Origin of the sequence: Campylobacter sp., assembly GCF_019423325.1 — a bacterium.
In the GTDB taxonomy this organism is placed as follows: Bacteria; Campylobacterota; Campylobacteria; order Campylobacterales; family Campylobacteraceae; genus Campylobacter_B.
On sequence record NZ_JAHZBQ010000001.1, the window covers coordinates 281,470 to 302,211 of the forward strand.

Sequence of the window (20,742 nt, forward strand, 5' to 3'; positions counted from 1 at the left end):
AAATATGTATAATAACAAAATTTAAAATTACGAAAGGAAGTAGATGGTTGATCTAAACAAAATCATCCAAGCAAAGCGCACCATAAACGATTTCGTCTATAAAACGCCCTTTGCTCTGGCACCGAAGCTCAGCAAGCTTTACGGCGCGGAAGTGTATCTCAAAAGCGAGAATTTGCAGCGCACCGGCGCATATAAGATTCGCGGCGCTTATAATAAAATCGCGCATCTTACGGACGAGGAGCGGGCACATGGAGTAATAGCCGCAAGCGCGGGCAACCACGCCCAAGGCGTAGCGATGAGCGCGCAAAAATTCGGCGTGCATGCCGTGATCGTAATGCCTGAAGCCACGCCGCTACTTAAGGTAAGCGGCACGAAGGCTCTGGGCGCGGAGATCATTTTGCAGGGCGATAATTTTGACGAGGCGTACGCGTTTGCGCTGGAATATGCGAAGGAGCACAATCTGACGTTTGTCCATCCCTTCAACGACGAGTTCGTCCAAGCAGGTCAGGGTACGATCGCGCTTGAGATGATCGAGGAGGTCGCAGATCTTGAATACATCGTCGTTCCAGTTGGTGGCGGCGGGCTTGCGACGGGGGTTTGCAGCTGCGCCAAGCAGATCAATCCCGACATCAAAATCATCGCCGTAGCCGCCAAGGGCGCGCCCGCGATGCACGATAGCTTCGTCGCGAAAAAGCCGCTAAATTCCAAATCGGTCCGCACCATCGCCGACGGCATCGCCGTGCGGGATACTAGCGAGATCACGCTTAGCACGATCATCGAGTGCGTCGATGAGTTCGTGCAGGTCGATGACGAGGAGATCGCAAGCGCGATACTCTATCTGCTCGAGCAGCAAAAAATCATCGTCGAGGGCGCGGGCGCGGCAGGCGTAGCGGCGCTGATGAACGCGAAATTTGCATTCCCCGCGGGCGCAAAGATCGGCATTATCCTAAGTGGCGGCAACATCGACGTGCAGATGCTAAACATCATCATCGAAAAGGGTCTCATAAAATCGCATCGCAAGATGACGATCAACGTCACGCTCGTCGATAAGCCTGGCGCGCTTACGGGGCTTACAGAAATTTTGCGCCGTGCCAACGCAAACATCGTCAAGATCGACTACGACCGCTTCTCGACCAATATCGAATACGGCGACGCGCAGATCACGATCACGCTTGAGACCAAGGGCAAGGCTCATCAAGAGGACATCGCCTGGGCGCTCAAAAACGCAGGGTATGATTTCAGGGAGATTTTGTAGAATTTTGCTCGGGCTTGTGAAATTTGCCTGCGCTTGCAAAATTTGCTCTTGAATTTAGCCGAGATTGTAAAATTTACTCCGCGTTTGCACCAATGCTACAGCGCGGCTAAATTTACACTCGCTTGCGCACAGGTTGCGGCTCGCTACGGCTTTGACTCACCACGCTAAATTTTAATTTGCCGCTTTATACTCGCTGCGCCGAAACACTTTGCGCTCTTGATTTTAAATTTTACGTAGAATTTAAAATTCCAAATATGCGGCGTAAGCCACAATGTAAAATTAGCGCGAGCGTAGCTCGCCCCTTATAAGGCGTCGTCGGGGGATGGGTGGGGCTTGGGGCGGGAAGGGGAGCGACCTCGCAATCGGGGCTCCCTTCCCGCCCCAAGAGAAAGAAATCACAGCATAAATTTTGCAAGCTGTGAATTTATAGATGAAATGTTATTTTGTAAGTTTCTATAAAATTTTATGGATATAGGTTGGTGTCTGGGTGCATTATACGTGATACTCGTAAGGGGGCGGCGCTCAGAGTTGCGAGGCACGCCCGCCCCCTTACCAACCCCCACCCGCGCGACGCTAGCGGTGCGGACTGCGTCCGAGCATTTTTATTTTGCGGCTTCGCCGCAAGTTTTGATTTTAAAATTTCTTGTCGCAAAAATCGTAAAATTTTAATTGCACTACAAATCGGCGCTGTATTTTGCTAAAATACCGATAAAATTTTAAAGGATGAAATTTGGAAAATTTTGCTTTTCTTCTAAATTTAGTGATATTTTGCATCTTGGTTTTTATGTTTTTTAAGATGCGCAAAAGCGACGAGCAGGCTGGCAAGCCGCAGATCGCCACCGATATCACGCGGCTTAAAAGTATCGGCGAGCTGAGCGTTTTTAAAATTTACTCCAAAGAGATCGTCACACGCAAGCAAAACGTAGGCAGCGGGCTGCTGGGCTCGCTCGTCTCGCCGCTGATGACGAAAAAGCAGATCGCCATCATCTTCGAGTTTGAGATCGAGTTCGTTTACGACCTGTTAAGCCCCGAGTTTGCGATACTGCCGCAGGGCGAGGATCGCTACGAGATCAAGATGCCGCCGTGCAAATACAAATACTCGATCAAAGATATGAAAATTTATGACGAGAAAAACGCCAAGCTGCTGCCGTTTTTGCTGCCTGATTCGCTAAATGGGCTATTCGGCGCGAGCTTTGATGAAAGCGATAAAAACCACCTTATCGACGACGCCAAGGACGAGGTCAAGCAGCTCTCGCTAAAAATCATCAACGATCTTGGCGGCAAGATTCACAAATCCGCGACCGACACGCTGGAGGCGATCGCCAAGAGCTTCGGCGCGAAGGAGGTTGGATTTATCTTCCAGGACAAGGCGCTTCAAACGATCGATATAAGCTCCAGCGAGATCGCAATCGATAAATCGCTAAAATCGCAGATCGAGAAGTAGATGGAGCTTTTCAAAGCGCTTTTTAAAATTTACTTCGCCCGCATGCTTGCGTTTATGGATGCCTGCGCAAGGGCTTGGCAGCGATTTTATGAGCCGATCAGGCTGCGCAAAGAGAAAAAGCGTCTGCGCGCGAAAGGCTATTTTACTGAGGATGCGACGTGGGCGGAGTTTTTTGCGGATTTTAAATTTTGCAAATGCTTCATCATCAAAAAAATCCTCTATCCAAACTTCTATGCTATCAAAAACTCTATCAAATGGGAGACGGGCTCAAAGCGAGCTAGCTTTACGGTGGGTTCGTTTGCATACGACGAGATTGCGTGGGTGTGGGTGCCGCACGCCTTTGACGGCGGGCGAAAAAACGATCTAGCGAAGCTAAAAAATCTACTGCAAAAGATCCCCGCGCTGCACTACGAGCAGAGCGATACGGGGATTAAAATTTTCGGCTACGAGTAAGGTAATTCGGCCGGCGAAAATTTGGTGATGAAATTTGGTGATGCGCTCGCGCCGAGAAATTTCACGCATTCGCTGCGAAATTTCGATACGTTAACGCCTCGTACATGCACGTTTGCTCGGCGTGAAATTTGCACGCTCTGGGCTGCTGCGAAATTTCGCGCAAATACCCGCTGCATAAATTTGATGCAAAAAGCGGGCTTGCATTTTGCGCGTAAATTCTGCGCGAGCGTGCGTCTGTGCGTGGGATTTGCGCGCGGCAGTTGTTTTTGGTGCGGCGTCTTGCGGATTTAAATTTATGCGCTCAATCGCGTCGTATTTTTGATACGCGGCACGGCACGGAATTTTGCCGTTTAGGAAGCGCGCCGTGCGGCAAATTTCGCAACAGAAAATGTCGCATCAATTTCGCCGCATTCAAATTTCGGCAGGTAAAATTTGCCTTGCGGCATCGTGTCGCGCAAAAATTCGCCGATCGCGGCGCAAAAACAGACGCGCTCAATTTCGCGGTAGAGATTTCGGCGCGACACAATTTGTAAGCGTAAAATTTACCGCCTGTTTTCATTGCGTTGGCGTGAGCCGACTTGAAGCGCGGCACAATTTGTGGATGCGAGACTGCGCCGCAGCGGTTCCGGCGATGCGGCAGATGTAAATTTAAAAATAAAGAGCAAAAATGGTTCAACTACTACTTGATAAAGCGAGGGCTCTGCTTGCGCCCGCGCCGAAATTTTATTTCGGCCTATGCGGCGCGGTGGGTGTATTTTGGCTCGTCGTCGCGCTTAATTTGATCGTTTGCGCGGCGCGGGCGTATTACTTTTACGGCGTGGAAGATCGCATATTTTCGCGGATCTTTGAGGATTTTTGCTGCATTTTGATCATAAATTTGCTCATCTTTCATCTCTGCTTCGTCGTTTTTAGAAGATTTTTCGGGCTTGCCGCTCTGTTTGTGCTAGCGATCAATACGCTTTGTGCGGCTATCTCGCTCTTTTTGGTCGTTTTTTTTCGACTCCGCTTTTAACGTCGTCGCGCTCGATGCGATAATCCACACCGACGCGAACGAAAGTAAGGAATTCGCCGCGCAATTTCTCAGCGCGGGCGTGATCTGCTCTTTGCTCGCATTCGCGACCGCGACGTTTGTCGCGCTGAAGTTTAAAAAAAAGCTCGTGCAGCGCGAGGCTGCGAGCCGCATTTAGCGTGATCTATCCGATTTGTGTGGTCATTTTTTGCATTTTTACGGCGACCAAAATCGCAAGCGGTGGCGAGCGTTATCGCGCGACGCTCGGCACATACGCTCCGCTTGAGTTCGCGTTCGTCGTAAAAGATTATCTCGGCGATGCAAATTTCCTTGCCGATCTGCAAAGCATCGAGCGTGGCTACGACGAGGCGAAGCGGGCGAATTCCGCGCTTGATTTTAACGCAACGCAGATTAAAAACGTCGTGCTGATTATCGGCGAGAGCCTGCAGCGCGGCCATATGTCGCTTTACGGATACGGCAAAGATACGACGCCTTTGCTAAACGATCTGCAGCGGCGGGGGCTGCTTATTAAATTTAGCGATACTGTTTCGTGCTACGGCGCGACCAATCCCGCGCTGATGCGGATACTTAATTTCAGCGACTACGAAAGCGAGCGCGAAAGGCCGTGGTTTGAGAGCCTTAGCATTATCGATATGTTCGCGCTGAGCGGCTTTCGCACGATGTGGATCAGCAATCAAGAAGCCTTCGGCAAATTTGCCCTTAGCGCAAAAAGTGCCGCCGATCGCGCCGAAAAAAAGCATCTTTCTTTCCACAAGCGATCAGCTCGATAGCATGCGAGTCGCGCACGACGGCGCGCTGCTGCCGATCATCAAAGAGGCGAAAAAATCGCAGCGCGAGCGAAATTTCTACGTCGTGCATCTCATGGGAAATCATATGGACTATAAAAAACGCTATCCCGAGGAATTTGATAAATTTAAAAGCGACGATATCGCCTTACCGTTTACGCAAAAGCAAAAGGTCGCCCTCGCGTGCTGCGATAACAGCGTGCTGTATAACGACTACGTGGTGAATGAAATTCATCGGATGAGGACAGCCTCATCGTCTATCTCAGCGATCACGGAGAGAATATCTATGAGCAAAACGGCCTCATCGGGTACAACATCAATACCCGATTCACCTACGAAATTCCGCTGCTTTTCATCGCTTCAAAAAGCTTTATCGCCGATCATGCGGAGCTTTGGCGGCGCATAGGCGCGGCGAAGGACGAGCCTTTTATGAGCGACGATCTGGCTCACGTGCTCGCCGATATTTTAGGCATAGAGCCGCTGCAGTTTAACGTGCGCAAAAGCCCGCTGCGCGATGAATTTGACGCTTCGCGCAGGCGAATGACGAACGGGGTGGATTACGACGAAAATTTAAAAGGTAGGGGAGGATACGGGCGGTAAACGGCTCCGCGCCGAAATTTAAGGCTTTACGCGCCGTATTGCTTCCGATGCCGTCTACGATCGGGCCGGCTCGAAGCTGCACTTGATTTTGCCGCGAGCGTCAAATTTAACGCCAGTATTTTCGGCGCGAAGCGACCGTCTAACGCAATCGCGCTCGGAAATTTACCAATATCGCGGAGCATTTGCTACGAGCCCGCAGCATCAATTCGGCGTTACCGTTGCGCTGCAAATTTATGCGCCGGCGTGATGCTAAATTCGTTTCTTGAGGATGGGCGATTTTTGCGATTTCACAATGTAAATTGAGCGAAATTTATTGCGTTTGTGCTTTAAATTTACGCCGCAAAACGAATATTTTTTAATGCTACTTTAAAAATTTAATAGTTAATAATTCTTTAATATTGATAGGAGTATAATACATTTCAAATTTTAGCGTGCAAAAGCGTCGCTAAATTGAGTTCGCTTGCCGCTATTTCATCTCGCATTTATGGAGGAGTTCAAAATGCACAGTAAAACTATCGGCGCGAGTTTATCTTTGGCGCTCGCCGGTCAACTTTACGCCATACCCGTTGCGAATCCGCTTACGATCGATAAAACCACGGATTTAAATAATTACGACGTCTATGAAAAAGACGTCGACGACGGAACCCTAACGGTAAAAAATCCGACCGTCGCGCAGATAATTACGCTCGATAGCCAACCGAGCGATAATTCCCCGTTGAATAATATCATCGTAAATAGCGCCACGGCAGCCGATCAGACGCTTAAGGGCAATGCTTTGACGATGAACGCCGGTACGCTCAATAGTATAAACGTAGCTTCCTCGCAGCAGGACGGTACCGTATTTAGCGAAAATACGCTGAATCTAAACGGCGGTGAGCTCAGGAAAACGCATCTCGTTGAATCAAACGGTAGAGCTACGGCTACGAAAAATGTCTTAAATTTAAACGGCACTATGATTTATCACGGTCTTTCGGTTGTAGATATCAATGGGGGTGCGGCGAATGAAAATACGCTTAATATCAACGGTACCAAAGGCGAACGTTTAACGACTACCTTTACCGCTGCGTATCTCGGCAATAGCGGTACCGCCGATGGTAACGTTTTAAATATCAACGGCGGCACGATCGGCGATTCGTTGAGCGCTATGCGGGCCGCATTTGCATGGGGAAATAGTAAGCTTACGAACAACGTCGTAAATCTCAAAGATGCGGACGATCTTCGCGGTAGGATAGACGTTGCAAATATAATGTGGGCGCACGACGGTGCGGAAGCGAGAGATAACGTGCTTAACGTATATGTCCGCGATAAAGATTGGAGCCGATTGGATCTCTGCGTCGCATTCGGTCGGGAAAACCAAAAATTAAGCGGCAACACTTTCAACGTCTACGGCAAAAACGATACGTTTAAATCGATCGCGGGCTTTGAAAAACTCAATTTCTATCTAGCCGCGGATACCGCAAACGACGAGACGATTTTAAATTTAGTAAGCGGCGAGCTAACCGATATAAGCAAAGCGACTATCGGCGTGGGTATAGCAAACGGAGCGGATAAGCTCAAATCGGGCGATCGCGTAAATCTCATAAAAACCGCAAGCGGGATAAAATTCGGCGATATGGCTAACCGCTCCGAACAGTTAGTTCAAAGCGGGCTTTCGACTGCCTATACATTCGCCTTGCGTAGCGCTAACGACGATAAAGACCTGATCGCCGACGTAACCAAAATCACGATAAATCCCGATCCGCAGCCTCTGCCGAATTCTGATCGAATCGGAGCGAAGCTAATGGCGCAAAATAAAAATACGCTGGAAACCGGTGCCGCGGTGCTAGGCGCGATAAATCAAAGCGACGATATCCTTTCGGGAATAACGGATACCGCAGACGGAACGTTTGCGTATGCGGGAGGTTTTAATATGCGCTACAATTCCGGCTCCTATGTAGAAAACAAAGGTATCTCCGTGCTCGCAGGAGCGATGGGCCGTATTGGGGACGGCGCGAGCCTGGGAGGATACGTAGAAACGGGCGGCGGTAAATATGAGAGCTTCAATGATTTCGCCGTCAAAGGCAGCGGCGATCTCAAATACGCGGGGGCGGGCATTGTGAGCGAATTCGACTTGGCGGAAAATTTCTATGCCAAATCGGGAGCCAAAATCGGTCGCATCAAATCGGACTACGAGGCTTCTCTGGCCTCGGGAAGGGCCGAATACGACGTAACGAGAACCTACTACGGGGCAAATTTAGCCCTCGGCAAGATTTTCGAGCTGAGCGCTAATCTCAATGCGGATGTTTATGTCAAGGGCTTTTATACGCATATCGATTCTAAGAAAACGGAGGTCTTGGGCGAGGGCATCAAGCTGGAGGGTATCGATTCTGTAAGAAGCAGGGCAGGCGCTCGATTTAATTTCGACGTAAGCGATAACGTGGAGCTTTTCGCGGGAGCCGCTTTCGAGCGAGAATTTAAAGGCAAGATCGGCGGCTATAATAGTACCTACGCTATGGATATTGATGCCGCGAGCGTCAAGGGCAATACCGCTATCGGCGAGATCGGCGCGAAGTATTCGAGCGGCAAGCTGGATACTTCCTTGAAACTAGAGGGTTTAAGCGGCAAGAAAGAAGGGATCAACGCGGGATTGCGCTTCGTTTATAAATTTTAAGCGGCTAAAGTATGCTCTAGCCTGCGTCGGTGCAATCAAAGGGCAGGATTGAAATTGAAATCGGAGCTTTTAAATTTAGGTATAAAATCAAATTTTTTAGCTGCATACTATTGAAAAAGATTGGGCTTGCCGAGCGCATCGTCTCGAGAGCGCAAACGACGGATAAAATTTCGTTTGGATACGAGCCGATATGCCTGCAAAAGGCGTATGCATTGAATTTGAAACGCCCGCTTTCATTATGCGCGATGAAGATATTTTAAACTCAAGGCATCGTAACGTCGCGATGTAAATCTCAATAGTCGCGTCGTAGCAAAGTTTGCAAACCTTTCGCGGCGCATTTTTCGCTACAATTTACAAAACGGCGTCAAAAAAAGCGAGCGTCTTTGGCGCAGACGCTTGCTAGGTCCCTGCTACGCCGCGTTTGCAAACGCCGTCGCCGATACGCTCGGGCTGAGCGGCGCGCAACGAGGATTTAAAATTCCAAACTCCGCCTTTGCAAGATGAAATTCCGCGCTTATTTCGTCGCACCGTAAATTTTAAAATGTGCGAAATTGTACCGCTTAGGCGATCGAAAAACAATCGCAATGCGGCGATTCAAATTTAAACCTCTCGCGTAAAATCGTCGCCCTGCGCGCCTAATGCCACAGATCCTGCGAGCTTGCGGAGCTTTTCATACTAGGCCAGGCAAGGAGCAGCACCGCAGGCGCCAAGGGCTCGAATAACAAATTCGCTAGCGCCATGTATTTTACGACGCTTGGGGTGATGAGGGGCGGCGCGAGTACTTGCAGCATGCCGTAGATGATGTCTGCGGCGACATCAACGATTAGCAGCGCGGTGTATACGGCAAAAAGCTTGCATCCGGTAGCGGCGCGCAACTTAAAATTTATAACTATCCAAGCGATCGTAACCGCAAATATCAAATACGGCACGTATATTTGCAGCCTATTACAATCACATCTTCTGAGTATATAAATGGCTGAAAAATATAGTAGCGCCGCAAGCGCAATGCTGTAAGCGTATTTGAAGATTATAAAAACCTGCGGGCCCGTGATATTTTGGATGTTTTTAAGCGCGTGGTAAAGGAATGTGAAAGCAAAAATCCACACTAAGATTTGAGAATCCAGGTACGCGATCTCGCCTTTTATAGAATACGCCACGCTCGCGACCAGTAGGCAGAGCGCGCCGAGCGTGCCTTGCAGCTTCGCTCTTTGAAAATCTTCGTTCATTTTATACTTTTAAATTTTAATGTGCGGCTCGCTACTTGCACTGTGCAGATGAACGGCGGGCGATGCTTTGATTATCGCCGCGTGGGCTTTAAATTTAGCCGCTGCGAATTTTAATTTTACGCCGCCGTGCATACTTCGTACTTTACATCGCTGTGAATGATTTAAACTCAGCACACCGCCGAATATCTCATCCTTGGGCTACTGCCGCGAATTTTATTTAGTTCCGCCGTTACGAGTGCTTTTAATTTAACGCCGTATTTACCGCAAATTTTACTTTGCCGCCGCCGCTCGCGTAATACGTTTTTGAAATGGGATTTTACGCAAATTCTGTTTAAAATGGATTTAACTTTTTAAATTTAAAAGCAGCGGAGCAGCTTAAAATTTATAACTATCCAAGTGCCATTACTATAAGCATTAAAAACGCTTATTTTTGATTTTTAAATTTGAGCTGTTTTTAGTAAATTTTGCTTACAAATTTTGTATAATTTTTAAAATTTTATCTCGAAAAGAGGAGCGAGTATGAGATTTATCGTTATATTGTTTTTGGTGGTCAGCGGCTGTTTTGGAGGCAATATAACCGATTTTCAAAGCTTGGAAAAATTTATTAAAGACGGGCAAGCGAAAGGATATTTTCCTAAAAAGATTTTAGTGACGCAAGGATTTGATACCACCGTATTAGAAGACGTGAGTTTAAATTTTAGCAAAACCATATATTGGGATATAAATTCTCGCTGCAACCAAAACGCAGACGAGATCATTATAGCCGAAAGCGATACGAGGCACTCTATAGTTTGCCCCGGAAATAACAACGTCTATATTTTGACGGGCGGCAGAAGCGATGTGGAAGACCCATGGGGAAACGATATCTTCGTAATGGGCGAGAACGATGATAAAATTTCAAAAAGCTGGGGTACAAATATATTTATATTCGGCAAAAGATGGGGGCACGATAAGATAGAAATCGGCGATTCTAGGATAAATCCGGCGTCAAACCCCGAATACAAAAGCGAATTTCCTTACGAATTTAGCCACTTTTTCATCTTTGATAGCGGGGTTAAAAAGGATGATTTAGTTTTTAACTTTAACAAGATAATAAATTTAAAAACAAACGACTCTATAGAACTTACGGATTTAAATGGTATAAATTTAATTTTTAAAGACGAGCCGGGTAAATACTACGGCACAAATTCATTAAAGGAGATTTACGACAAAAACTTTTTCGTTACGCCTAAGACTGAAGAGAGTTTGAGTATAGATGAGATACAAACGTTGCTTCACAAAACGGCATATTCAGACAACGCCGAAGATGCTAAAAAATACTGCGAAATGGGCGGCGATCCGAATTTTAAAGGTCATGAAAATACCACTCCCATCGAAATGGCGGTAATGTTAGGTAGCGAAAATTCGCTTCGCGCGATGCTAGAGTGCGCAAAAAGACTGACCGATAGCGCAATGATGATGAGCGTATTCGGAAGCCAACACGACGATGAGAAGAGTTTTAGGCTCGTAAAGCTTTTGGAAAAATACGGCGGAAATTTTAAAGCAAAGGATAGGGATGGCTGCTCCATGGTAAATTATGCGGCAAGTTCTCATAGTCTAGAAATCGTAAAATATCTAATAGAAAGAGGCGCCGATCCAAAAGCTAGATGTTCTCATAACCAAAGCGTAACCCCATCGGATTGGGCAAGAAAAAATGAGGATAAAAGAGTATATGAGTATCTAAAAAGCCTAGAAGCCAAATAACAAGGCATGCTAAATGGCTTTTTATCACCTGCTTTAAATCAGTGCGATAAAATTATTGGCGTTTTTGATGCTGATAGCAAGGCGCAGCAAGCTTTTATGATATCGATTTGGCTTATGGCTGCAACGACGGAACTTATTTATGTGCCATCTAGAATGGGCGGCATATCGGACTCTCTAGAGCACCAAGATTTACGGCTATGCCAAAAAGCTTTAAGTTTTCGGCGAAAATTTTATTTTGCATTATTTTTGTTGAAATTATATAATTTAATCCAAAATTTATATACACTTCGCTATCATCTCACTTTTAATTTCGCGGCCCACTCGTCTAGTGGTTAGGACGCTGGCCTCTCACGCCGGTAACAGGAGTTCAAATCTCCTGTGGGTCACCATTTCATCACTTAAAATCAATTAAAATTTTCTAGCATTCGGCTGCCTGCCCTTGAAATTAAGACCTCATTTGATTTTGTAGTATGTTGATTAAAATTTCATCATATTTTTTTATCTAGGCTAATTGCTCTAGAATTAAAGTCGCGCGAATTAAAATTTAGATCAAATTGTAAAATTCACGGCTAAATCCCGCCGTTACTTATATTTTCTAGATTGCGCAGCCGATTCCAGTTCTGCTCGTTTTGTAAATTTCTCATATTTTGTCGCTGCTGCATCTGCCCTAGCTGCTGCTGCGTTTGCTGCTGCATTAGGCTTTGCTGCGCGGCAATATATTGCTCATGCGCTATTTGCTGAGCTTGCGCGCTGTCCGCTCTGAATGAATTAAGCGTATCTTGCGATACCGCCTGCTCTTGCGCCTTTCGCGCGACTTCGGCGTCAATCTTTTGCCGCTTCGCGCAGCGATTTGACTGCTCCTTATTTAACGAGCTTATGACGTCGCATCTGCTCGCGTCCGCCAAGAATGGAGCCTCCTCGTCGCCCTGCGAGAGTAGCGAGCAACCGCCAAGCAACACGACTAAAACCAAGGCAAGAAAAAATTTTAACTTCATAGCCGCCTCTTAAATTTTATCTTTAATTCCCGACCGCCGCTAGTCTGCGCCCTTTGCTAGGTCGAACCCGCACTGCGCCACAAGCGCCTTATCGCTTGCGATGCTATCGCCGGTGGTGGTTAGGAAATTGCCCGTAAGCGCCGAGTTGATGCCGCATCCAAGCGCCGTGCGCACGTGCTCTCCCAAATTCCGCCTGCCGCCTGCGAAGCGCAGATACGCGCGCGGCAAGATGAAGCGATAGATCGCGATCGATTTTAAAATTTCATCGTGCTCTAACGGCGCGGCGTTTTGCAGCGGAGTGCCCTTGATTGGGGTCAGGATATTGATCGGCACGGAGCTAACGCCCAACTCTCGCAGCTGCAGCGCCATATCTATGCGATCCTCCATGCCCTCGCCCAGCCCGAAAATCCCGCCGCTACATACGTCAAGCCCCACGGCGCGGCAGTTTTGTATCGTTTGGATGCGATCGTCGTAGCTGTGCGTCGTGCAGATCTGCGGATAAAATTTACGCGAAGTCTCGAGATTGTGATGATAGGTCTGCACGCCGCTTGCTTTAAGCAGCGCCAGCACGGGCTTTGAGGCGATCCCCAGCGAGGCACACAGATGCAGCCGCGTTTCGCTTCGCAGCCGCTTATAGATCGTGCAGTATGCCTTAAGATCGGAGCTTTTTTGAGAAATTCCGCGCCCGCTGGCGACGAGCGAGAAGCGGTGCGTCTGCTCGGCTTCGTTCGCAAGCGCGGCGCTTAGTACCTGCTGCTCGCCCAAAATTTCGTAAGTCTCGCAGCCCGTGTTAAAATGCGCCGACTGCGCGCAGTATTTGCAGTCCTCGCTACAGCGCCCCGATTTTACGTTTATGATCGTGCAGAGATTAAATTTATCGCCGCAAAACTCGCGCCTGATCTCATCCGATGCCGCAAAAAGCGCGCCTAAATCCTCGCACTGCGCCAGCTCTAGCGCCTGCTGCTTTGCAATCTCGCAGCCGCCTATCACGCGATCTTTCAGCTCAGAAACATAAAATTTGTCTATCAATACTTAGCCTTTTTGAAAAAAATGCGTAATTATACAATGCGAAATTTAAAGCAAAGCTCGCGTGCGAAATTTTGGCGCAGGAATTTTTCGCTAAAAATTTCACGCGGAATTTTACGCCCTTGCTCGCCGATTTTGTACCGAAGCCTTTACGGACGGCTCGTCTGCACGCTTGCGGCGGCGCAAATTAAAATCGCTTAAAAGTCGCGATACGGTAAAATTTTACGCGTATGAAAAATACATAGCGAGCCGCTACCCATGGTATCTGCGCGCGATTTATCGTTTTGAAATTTTATTTTGGCTAAAATTGCGGCTTTAAATTTAAAGGTAAAAAATGAAATACGACGTTATCGTTGTGGGTGGCGGGCACGCTGGTATCGAGGCGAGCTTAGCCGCCGCAAAAATGGGCGCAAAGACGCTGCTAATTACGATCTTAGCCGAGCAGATCGGCGCTGCGAGCTGTAACCCAGCAATCGGCGGCCTTGCTAAGGGGCATCTAGTAAAGGAGATCGATGCGTTGGGCGGTCAGATGGGGCTTGCGGCGGATGCGTGCGGGCTGCAGTTTAGAATTTTAAACGAGAGCAAGGGCCCCGCCGTGCGAGGCTCGCGCGCTCAGATCGATATGGATGAATACCGCATCTACATGCGAAATTTGCTGCTAAACACGCAGGGGTTGGATATAAGCCAGGAGATCGCAAGCGAAATTTTAACCTGCGAGCAGGATGGCGTCCCGCGCGTTTGCGGCGTTAAGAGCCATCTTGGCAACGTTTATGAGACCGAGCATCTGATAATCACCGCCGGCACCTTTTTAAACGGGCTAATTCACGTAGGCGAGAACAAGCTACAAGCAGGGCGCGTGGGCGAGTTAGCAAGCGTCGAGCTAGCCGAATCGCTACGAAGCTTGGGGCTGCAAATGGGGCGGCTAAAGACGGGCACCTGCCCAAGGATCGATGCTAAGACGATCGATTTTAGCGTGCTTGAGCGCCAAGACGGCGACGCGGATCCGCGCCCTTTCAGCTTTCGCAGCAGGGATTTTGCGCCGAAACAGCTTGCCTGCTTCATCGCTTATACGAACGAGCGCACGCATGAGATCATCCGCGAAAATTTCGCCCGCGCGCCGATGTTTACGGGGCAAATTTCAAGCACCGGCCCGCGCTACTGCCCGAGCATCGAGACTAAAATTTATGAATTCCCAAATCGCGACCGCCACCACGTCTTCGTCGAGCCGCAGACGCGCGAGGCTACGGAGTATTACGTAAACGGGCTTTCTACGAGCCTTCCTTACGACGTGCAGATTGCATTTTTGCGCACGATCAGAGGCTTTGAAAATGCAAAAATCGTCCGCCCGGGCTATGCGATCGAGTACGATTTCATCGATCCTACCGAGCTTAAACACAGCCTCGAGACCAAAAAGATCCGCGGGCTGTTTTTGGCGGGGCAGATCAACGGCACCACCGGCTACGAGGAGGCTGCGGCGCAGGGGCTGATGGCGGGCATCAACGCCGTGCTTGATTTGCGCGGGCGGCAGCCTCTGATTTTGCGTAGAGATGAGGCGTATATCGGCGTTTTGATCGACGATCTGGTTACCAAGGGCACGAACGAGCCTTACCGAATGTTTACTTCGCGCGCGGAATTTCGCCTGCTGCTGCGCGAGGGCAACGCCGTGCTGCGCCTAAGCGAATACGGTCGCGAGATCGGGCTTTTAGACGAGGCGAGCTACGAGCGGGCGCGTAAGTTTAAGCACGACGCGCAGAGCGGAATGGAATTTTTGCTAAAAACGCAGATTACCCCTTCGAAACAGACGCTTAGCCTGCTGCAAAGCATCGGCGCGGAGCCCATTTCGCAAAGCTGTAGCTTGCAAAAAATCGCCTCTCAGAGCGGTTTTTCAAAGGCGGGCTTGCTTGTTCTGGCGCCGCATTTTGAGGGCTTTAGCGATGAGGTTTTGGATGAAATTTTAACGCAGTGCAAGTATTATTTTTACATCGCGATGCAGCGCGCCGAGGTCGAGAGGATGAAGGGGCTGCTTGGCGTCGCAATCCCCCCGCAGATCGATTTTAGCAAGATCGGAGGGCTTAGCAACGAGATCGTGCAGAAGCTAAATCGCTTTGCGCCGCCGACGCTGTTTGCCGCGAGCGAGATCAGCGGCGTAACGCCCGCCGCGATCGATATTTTGCACATTTACATCAAGCAAAATTTTGGCTTGAAGTAACCTGTGCGTCTGGCGTGAGAAAGCCGTAGTAGATTTGACTATGCAAACAAAATAGGAATAAGCATGCAGGATGAGTTATTAAGTCTGAGAAAATTTGCGAGAGACTACGACAAAGAGCCGCTAGTCATCAAAGACGAAACTAATCAAGTCATAAAAATTTCGATTATTTTAATGCTCGCGTTAATGGTTTTTGGAATTTTAAGAAACGTATTTTTTGGCGGCAACTCCGATATGTTTAAAATTTCATTATACTTTTTGCTCGTCATAGGCAGGAGAAAATTCGATATGAATTTCTATAGAAACGCTTATGTCTATTTTTATAATGATAAAATCGTCAAGATAATTGACGGTAACATTTTTGCGGAAATTGCGCCGCGTCAAATACGAAAGCTTCACAAAACAGTATCCTACGCGCTTCCGATACATTACGGGCTAGATAGCGTCGGCGGTAAATCAGGCATAATATTTCTTGTCGTTATCATGGCGGCGATGTTTGTAGTTCTGCCCGTAGCGACATCTATTTTTATAATTTTAGCGACGATCTGCATGGTGCTTTTGCCTCAGATCATTTTTCACTTCGGAGGGGGCGTCGATAGCGTTTTTGATATGATATTTTTACAGGGCAAAAACGGTTTGTTTTGTAATTTTATGATCAGCGATCCAAACGATTACGCCGAGCTGCGTAGATATTTCAAAGTCGTTTGTAATAAAAATTTAGACCTAGCCGAAAAGAAAATCACGGCGTTATTTGAAGTGAGTAAATTGGAGATAAATTTATTAGCCAAATTCATCACGGAGCGCAACAAAAAGGGCGATGCCTAGAGTTAAATTTAGATTTTAGCAGAGCCGGCAAAGTTTATAAAATTTAAAAATATAGTTAAATTTTGCACTCTGTCGCTTTAAGTTTTTAAATTTGATTTAAATTTTACGATCCGTCAAATTTAATCCTATCTGCTAATTTCTGTCAGAGGCATGAACACAGATAGAGCTTATCGCTCCTGGCGCGCCAAAAGCGGATAAATCTTCGGCAAAATTTTACGCAACCCGGGTAAAATTTTATTCGCGAAATGAGAACGGATTTAAAATTTAACCGTTTTTTCAAGCGAATTTTGTCACAATTGCGCTCAAATTTCATTGGGGCGAAAGATGAAAAAATATACCAAACAAATCCTCGCGATGCTCGCGTTAAACGCGATTTACAGCGGTTCAGGGATCTTGATTTTAAGCTTTATCAATAAATATCTACTTGACGGCGCCGAAAGAGGCGGCAGAATCATCGCGCTATTTTTCGCACTCTTGGCGCTATTTCTGCTGCTTTCGGTGCTAAGCCGCATCATGCTTTGCAAGATGGAAAACGACTTCGTATTCGATCTGCGCACCAAGATCATCAAGCAGATCATCGATACGAAGTTCGAGCGCATCGAGGCTGCGTCAAAGGCGAACCTGCTTGCGTCCCTTTCCAGCGATATTTCGCGCCTGACCGAGGGCTTTATGCGTATCTCCGAGCTGATCCAAGGCGCGATGATCGTGCTATTTTGCGGCATCTACGTGCTATACATCGCGCCTATGATGTTTGCGTTTTTATTCGTCTGGATCGGCGCGCTGATGATTTTCAACCGTTTTTTGATGAAAAAAGTCATGCAAAATTACGATCTGTACCGCCAAAACGAGGACGTTTTGTATAAAAACTACGCCGCGGCGATCGAGGGGCATAAGGAGCTGTCGCTAAGCCTAGCCAAAGCAAAGAGCCTATACGAAAATGACTTTTTGCCCAACGCGCAAAATTTACGCCAAAGCTCGCTGCGAGCCGAGGTTTACGGCGCGTTTGCGAGTAATTTTATGAACGTAATGATGTTAGGCGCCGTAGGCTTTGTGCTTTATTTTGGGCTTAGCGGCGGCAAAGCGGAGCTTGCAAACGCCGTAACGATCGCGCTTACGGTGCTTTTTTTGCGCGCGCCTTTGATGATGCTCATATTCTCGCTTCCTAGCGTGCTGCGCGCCAAGATCGCCTACGCAAAGATCAATGAGCTGGGCTTAGATCCATTCGTGCAGGGCTTTGAGCTTGCGCAAATGCAGCCGTGGCACAGCTTGGAGCTTAAAGACGTGGGCTTTTCGTATCCAGACGGAAAATTCGGCATAAAAGGGGTAAGCTTGCAGCTAAATGCGGGCGAGACGGTGTTTTTGATCGGCGAAAACGGCAGCGGAAAATCGACGCTTTTTATGATTTTAGCGGGCCTTTATACGCCACAAGCAGGCGAAATTTTAGCCGACGGCGCGGCCCTTAAACCCTCTGATCTGCGCGCCTACAGCAACAACATAAGCGCGGTTTTCAGCGATTTTTACCTCTTCGACTACGCTACGGGCGATGCGGACATCGCGCGCGAGTGGCTAGCGCTTACGCACCTGCAGGATAAGGTTGAGCTAAAGGGGGCTAAATTTAGCACTACGAGCCTATCTAGCGGGCAGCGCAAGCGCTTGGCGCTCGTAAGCGTGCTGATGGACGGGCGAAAATTTTTGATGCTCGATGAGTTTGCGGTCGATCTCGATCCGCAGTTTCGCGCGGAGTTTTACGAGCAAATTTTGCCCGAGCTGAAATCGCGCGGATACACGATCTTTGCGATCTCGCACGATGATAAATACTTCGGCGCTGCAGATAAAATTTATAAGATGCAAAGAGGCGAAATTTCTCGCATAAAGTAAAGCGGTGAAATTTTAAAATTCTACGCAGAATTTCGCGATGGAATTTAGCGTCTAGATGAAATTCGCCTTAGGATTTCGCCACGAAATTCTACGATTGAAATTTCAGCGGGAAGGTAAAATTTGCTTAAAATTTTACAGCGCAAATTCCGCTTCAAGTCCCTACGCTAAAGTTTGCAGTAGATAGAATTTCGCCTCTTTAGCGCAAATTGCAAAAATTTAACCGAAATTTACTAAATTTTGATTATACTGCACCCACAATTTAAAAAGAAAGGATAGGAATGAAAAAAGTTCTTATTGCATGTGCTGCGGTTGCGGCGTTTAGTTCGAGTGTATTCGCCGCTGACGGCGCTACTTTATATAAAAAATGCGTGGCCTGTCATGGAGCTAACGCCGAGAAGCCTTATCTTGGCGGCAAAGTACCTGCGCTAAACACCCTAAGCAAGGAAGATATCATCGCTAGCCTAAAAGGCTACAAAGACGGCAGTTTGGGCGAGGGCAAGGGAAAATTTGGAATGATGGGCGTTATGAAAGGTCAAGCAGCTTCGCTTAACGACGAATCGATCGAAGCGCTAGCCGATTTCATCGTCTCTAAAAAATAATTTCAAACTTCATTCGGCGGGCTTTGCGCTCGCCGAACTTCGCTTAATTTAAAATTTCAAAATTCTACGCTAATATCACGTAAAAATTCCAAAGGCTTATAATGTTTAACGGACTGATCAGAGAGATCGCGCAGGTTGCGAGCTTTAGCGGCGATTTGCTGCGACTGCGCGCGAAATACCGCCCCGCGCTCGGAGATAGCGTCGCGGTAAACGGCGCGTGCCTGAGCGTGACGCGGCTTTTTGCGGACGGATTTGCGGTGCAGCTTTCGAGCGAAACGGCGCGCGTCATCGCCGCACAAAACCTGCGTGGCTCGGTGCATATCGAGCCAGCGATGCGGCTAGGCGAGCGCATAGACGGGCATTTGATCCAAGGGCACGTCGATGCCGTGGGTGAAATTTATAAAATTTCAAAGCTTGTAAGCGGCGTCGATTTTTTTATCCGCGCACCGCTGCACATAGCGCCGCTACTAGCGCCGAAGGGCTCGGTGGCGATCGATGGCGTGAGCCTAACGATCAACGAAGTGCTTGAAAGCGGCGGCTCGCACGGGCGAAATTTTAACGGCCAAGGTCTTGACGGCGGAAATTTTACTCGTAAAGAGCCGCGCGGCGCAAATTTTAACTGCTCAGGCTTAAATTTTAACGGCGTAAGCTTGCGCGGGCAAAATTTTAGCAGCTCAAATTCCGTTCGCGATCCAAACTTTTTGGGCGCAAATTTAAAAAGCGGAGCGCAAAGTTGCGCCATTCGTCTTACGATCATCCCGCTCACGCTTAAGGATACGCTTTTTGGATCATACAAAATCGGGCGCCTCGTAAATATCGAAACCGATCTGCTCACGCGATACGTCGCGGCGCAGATACGCTTTGCCGGCGGACAGCCCGTCTGCGGTATGGACACGGCACGTGATGATAGCGCCGCAAGCGGGAAAGATGGGCTTTCGTGGGATGCGGTAGATAAAATTTTGAGCCTGTATTAAGCGGCGCGCGATGGCTAAAATAGAAATTTGCAGAGAAAATCTTGAGTTTGTATTGGACGGACACGGCGTGCTAGCGGGCTTTAGCACGCGGCTTGGCGGCGTAAGCGGTGGGGCCTACGCAAGTCTAAATTTAGGAGATCACGTAGGCGACGATCCGCAAAACGTCGCGCAAAATCGCGAAATTTTAGCCGCTGCGCTCGGTATCGCGCCTCGAAATTTAAAATTTATGCGCCAGATCCACTCGAGCAAGGTTGAAATTTTACGCGCAGGCAGCGATGAAATCCCACCCTGCGACGGGCTCGTGACCGATTTGCGCGGCGCAGCGCTGTGCGTGCTGGTAGCGGACTGTTCGCCCGTTTTGATCGCGGACGAGCGACGCGGCGTGGTTGCTGCGGTGCATGCGGGGCGCGCGGGCGTGATAGGGCGGATCTGCACGAATGCGATAAATTTGATGAGCGAGCGCTTCGGCTGCGTCGCTGCGGAGCTGAAGGTATTCGTGGGCGCTAATATCAAGGCGAGAAATTACGAACTCGGCGGGCTTGATCTGGGCGAGTTCGAGCGCTACAAAACGCAGGGGCATTTCGATCTAAACGACGCACTTCGCGATGAGCTCGCAGCTGCGGGGGTGCGAAACGTTAAATTTGATCCGCGCTGCACCTTCGAGAGCGATCGGCATTTTTCTTACCGCAGAGATGGCGTCACGGGGCGCTTCTGCGGCTTTGTGATGAATAAAATTTAATCGGCTTGTGGCTGTGGATCAAAAGCAAAAAATTCTGAAATATCTACTTCCAAAACATCTGCTATTTTTATCAAATGCTCGATATTGAAATGTTTTTTATTGATATGAAGTTCAGCCATTGAGATCGTTCCTACGGCTTTGTGTCCAATAGCGAGGGCGAGTGAAAGCTGCGAAACGCCTTTTACCGTTCTGATGCGCTTGACATTATCGCCGATAGCCTTGTAAATAGCGTCCATCTTCTCATCGGTTATCGTGCAATCCTTCAAATACACCTACCTATAATTAAACTAACCATAAGTATATTTGGATTATAA

General features: G+C 48.2%; 18 protein-coding genes, 1 tRNA gene and 1 pseudogene. 16 read left to right on the forward strand and 4 right to left on the reverse strand.

All coding sequences use genetic code 11. The annotated features are described in order from the left end of the window. The first annotated feature begins 43 nt into the window (after window positions 1-43). The 8 genes and pseudogenes from ilvA to QZ367_RS01315 all read left to right on the forward strand — a co-directional run bounded on the left by ilvA (window position 44) and on the right by QZ367_RS01315 (window position 8,217). Window positions 44-1,255, forward strand: coding sequence for a threonine ammonia-lyase (gene ilvA / locus QZ367_RS01280; protein WP_291936237.1), 1,212 nt, complete (start codon window positions 44-46; stop codon window positions 1,253-1,255). 730 nt (window positions 1,256-1,985) lie between these two features. After that, entirely contained in the window at window positions 1,986-2,699 is a 714-nt protein-coding gene (locus tag QZ367_RS01285) for a DUF4230 domain-containing protein (RefSeq protein WP_291936240.1), read from the forward strand. After that, entirely contained in the window at window positions 2,700-3,152 is a 453-nt protein-coding gene (locus QZ367_RS01290; protein WP_291936242.1) for a hypothetical protein, read from the forward strand. 667 nt (window positions 3,153-3,819) lie between these two features. Continuing rightward, window positions 3,820-4,164, forward strand: coding sequence for a hypothetical protein (locus QZ367_RS01295; protein WP_291936246.1), 345 nt, complete (start codon window positions 3,820-3,822; stop codon window positions 4,162-4,164). Window positions 4,165-4,358: 194 nt separating this feature from the next. Further along, complete coding sequence (locus QZ367_RS01300; protein ID WP_291936249.1) at window positions 4,359-4,952, forward strand: sulfatase-like hydrolase/transferase; 594 nt, start codon at window positions 4,359-4,361, stop codon at window positions 4,950-4,952. A gap of 1 nt (window position 4,953) precedes the next feature. Continuing rightward, window positions 4,954-5,381: pseudogene (locus tag QZ367_RS01305) on the forward strand (sulfatase-like hydrolase/transferase); the annotation flags it as partial. A gap of 15 nt (window positions 5,382-5,396) precedes the next feature. Further along, complete coding sequence (locus QZ367_RS01310) at window positions 5,397-5,567, forward strand: hypothetical protein (RefSeq protein WP_005872049.1); 171 nt, start codon at window positions 5,397-5,399, stop codon at window positions 5,565-5,567. A 499-nt stretch (window positions 5,568-6,066) separates the two neighbouring features. Next, window positions 6,067-8,217 carry an autotransporter outer membrane beta-barrel domain-containing protein gene (locus QZ367_RS01315; RefSeq protein ID WP_291936257.1) on the forward strand — a complete coding sequence of 717 codons (2,151 nt, stop codon included), beginning with the start codon at window positions 6,067-6,069 and terminating at the stop codon, window positions 8,215-8,217. A gap of 635 nt (window positions 8,218-8,852) precedes the next feature. On the opposite strand, the gene QZ367_RS01320 is transcribed toward QZ367_RS01315, so the two are convergent. Further along, a complete protein-coding gene (locus QZ367_RS01320) occupies window positions 8,853-9,443 on the reverse strand; it encodes a hypothetical protein (RefSeq protein ID WP_291936259.1) in 591 nt (196 codons plus the stop codon). A gap of 519 nt (window positions 9,444-9,962) precedes the next feature. On the opposite strand from QZ367_RS01320, the gene QZ367_RS01325 reads away from it, so the two are divergent. Beyond that, on the forward strand, window positions 9,963-11,186 hold the full coding sequence (locus tag QZ367_RS01325) for an ankyrin repeat domain-containing protein (protein WP_291936261.1): 1,224 nt from the start codon (window positions 9,963-9,965) through the stop codon (window positions 11,184-11,186). A 314-nt stretch (window positions 11,187-11,500) separates the two neighbouring features. After that, window positions 11,501-11,575: transfer RNA gene (locus QZ367_RS01330), tRNA-Glu, on the forward strand. A gap of 180 nt (window positions 11,576-11,755) precedes the next feature. On the opposite strand, the gene QZ367_RS01335 is transcribed toward QZ367_RS01330, so the two are convergent. After that, on the reverse strand, window positions 11,756-12,181 hold the full coding sequence (locus tag QZ367_RS01335) for a hypothetical protein (protein WP_291936263.1): 426 nt from the start codon (window positions 12,179-12,181) through the stop codon (window positions 11,756-11,758). Between the two features lie 39 nt (window positions 12,182-12,220). Further along, the gene (gene bioB / locus QZ367_RS01340; RefSeq protein ID WP_291936267.1) at window positions 12,221-13,210 is read right to left on the reverse strand and encodes a biotin synthase BioB; all 990 of its coding nucleotides are present in this window, start codon (window positions 13,208-13,210) and stop codon (window positions 12,221-12,223) included. Window positions 13,211-13,541: 331 nt separating this feature from the next. Here bioB and mnmG point away from each other — a divergent pair, with 331 nt between their 5' ends. The 6 genes from mnmG (at window position 13,542) to QZ367_RS01375 (ending at window position 20,428) form a co-directional block, all read left to right on the forward strand. Continuing rightward, window positions 13,542-15,416 carry a tRNA uridine-5-carboxymethylaminomethyl(34) synthesis enzyme MnmG gene (mnmG, locus tag QZ367_RS01345; RefSeq protein WP_291936270.1) on the forward strand — a complete coding sequence of 625 codons (1,875 nt, stop codon included), beginning with the start codon at window positions 13,542-13,544 and terminating at the stop codon, window positions 15,414-15,416. 63 nt (window positions 15,417-15,479) lie between these two features. Further along, complete coding sequence (locus QZ367_RS01350) at window positions 15,480-16,238, forward strand: hypothetical protein (RefSeq protein ID WP_291936273.1); 759 nt, start codon at window positions 15,480-15,482, stop codon at window positions 16,236-16,238. Window positions 16,239-16,562: 324 nt separating this feature from the next. Further along, window positions 16,563-18,116 carry a cyclic peptide export ABC transporter gene (locus QZ367_RS01355; protein WP_291936275.1) on the forward strand — a complete coding sequence of 518 codons (1,554 nt, stop codon included), beginning with the start codon at window positions 16,563-16,565 and terminating at the stop codon, window positions 18,114-18,116. A gap of 278 nt (window positions 18,117-18,394) precedes the next feature. After that, window positions 18,395-18,715 (forward strand): c-type cytochrome, encoded by a 321-nt coding sequence (locus tag QZ367_RS01360; RefSeq protein ID WP_291936277.1) that lies wholly within the window; start codon window positions 18,395-18,397, stop codon window positions 18,713-18,715. Window positions 18,716-18,816: 101 nt separating this feature from the next. Continuing rightward, entirely contained in the window at window positions 18,817-19,689 is an 873-nt protein-coding gene (locus tag QZ367_RS10365; RefSeq protein WP_367116666.1) for a riboflavin synthase, read from the forward strand. Between the two features lie 10 nt (window positions 19,690-19,699). Continuing rightward, on the forward strand, window positions 19,700-20,428 hold the full coding sequence (locus QZ367_RS01375; protein WP_291936280.1) for a polyphenol oxidase family protein: 729 nt from the start codon (window positions 19,700-19,702) through the stop codon (window positions 20,426-20,428). On the opposite strand, the gene QZ367_RS01380 is transcribed toward QZ367_RS01375, so the two are convergent. Beyond that, window positions 20,425-20,694 (reverse strand): helix-turn-helix domain-containing protein, encoded by a 270-nt coding sequence (locus QZ367_RS01380; protein ID WP_291936283.1) that lies wholly within the window; start codon window positions 20,692-20,694, stop codon window positions 20,425-20,427. The genes QZ367_RS01375 and QZ367_RS01380 overlap by 4 nt on opposite strands. Window positions 20,695-20,742: the final 48 nt, after the last annotated feature.

What these genes read in the sequence shown, in the direction of transcription:
- QZ367_RS01315 (WP_291936257.1), top strand. Translation starts at nt 6,067, where the DNA reads ATGCACAGTAAAACTATCGGCGCGAGTTTATCTTTGGCGCTCGCCGGT.
- ilvA (WP_291936237.1), top strand. Translation starts at nt 44, where the DNA reads ATGGTTGATCTAAACAAAATCATCCAAGCAAAGCGCACCATAAACGAT.
- QZ367_RS01325 (WP_291936261.1), top strand. Translation starts at nt 9,963, where the DNA reads ATGAGATTTATCGTTATATTGTTTTTGGTGGTCAGCGGCTGTTTTGGA.
- QZ367_RS01375 (WP_291936280.1), top strand. Translation starts at nt 19,700, where the DNA reads ATGGCTAAAATAGAAATTTGCAGAGAAAATCTTGAGTTTGTATTGGAC.
- QZ367_RS10365 (WP_367116666.1), top strand. Translation starts at nt 18,817, where the DNA reads ATGTTTAACGGACTGATCAGAGAGATCGCGCAGGTTGCGAGCTTTAGC.
- mnmG (WP_291936270.1), top strand. Translation starts at nt 13,542, where the DNA reads ATGAAATACGACGTTATCGTTGTGGGTGGCGGGCACGCTGGTATCGAG.
- QZ367_RS01350 (WP_291936273.1), top strand. Translation starts at nt 15,480, where the DNA reads ATGCAGGATGAGTTATTAAGTCTGAGAAAATTTGCGAGAGACTACGAC.
- QZ367_RS01290 (WP_291936242.1), top strand. Translation starts at nt 2,700, where the DNA reads ATGGAGCTTTTCAAAGCGCTTTTTAAAATTTACTTCGCCCGCATGCTT.
- QZ367_RS01335 (WP_291936263.1), bottom strand. Translation starts at nt 12,181, where the DNA reads ATGAAGTTAAAATTTTTTCTTGCCTTGGTTTTAGTCGTGTTGCTTGGC.
- QZ367_RS01295 (WP_291936246.1), top strand. Translation starts at nt 3,820, where the DNA reads ATGGTTCAACTACTACTTGATAAAGCGAGGGCTCTGCTTGCGCCCGCG.
- QZ367_RS01310 (WP_005872049.1), top strand. Translation starts at nt 5,397, where the DNA reads ATGAGCGACGATCTGGCTCACGTGCTCGCCGATATTTTAGGCATAGAG.
- QZ367_RS01355 (WP_291936275.1), top strand. Translation starts at nt 16,563, where the DNA reads ATGAAAAAATATACCAAACAAATCCTCGCGATGCTCGCGTTAAACGCG.
- QZ367_RS01320 (WP_291936259.1), bottom strand. Translation starts at nt 9,443, where the DNA reads ATGAACGAAGATTTTCAAAGAGCGAAGCTGCAAGGCACGCTCGGCGCG.
- QZ367_RS01360 (WP_291936277.1), top strand. Translation starts at nt 18,395, where the DNA reads ATGAAAAAAGTTCTTATTGCATGTGCTGCGGTTGCGGCGTTTAGTTCG.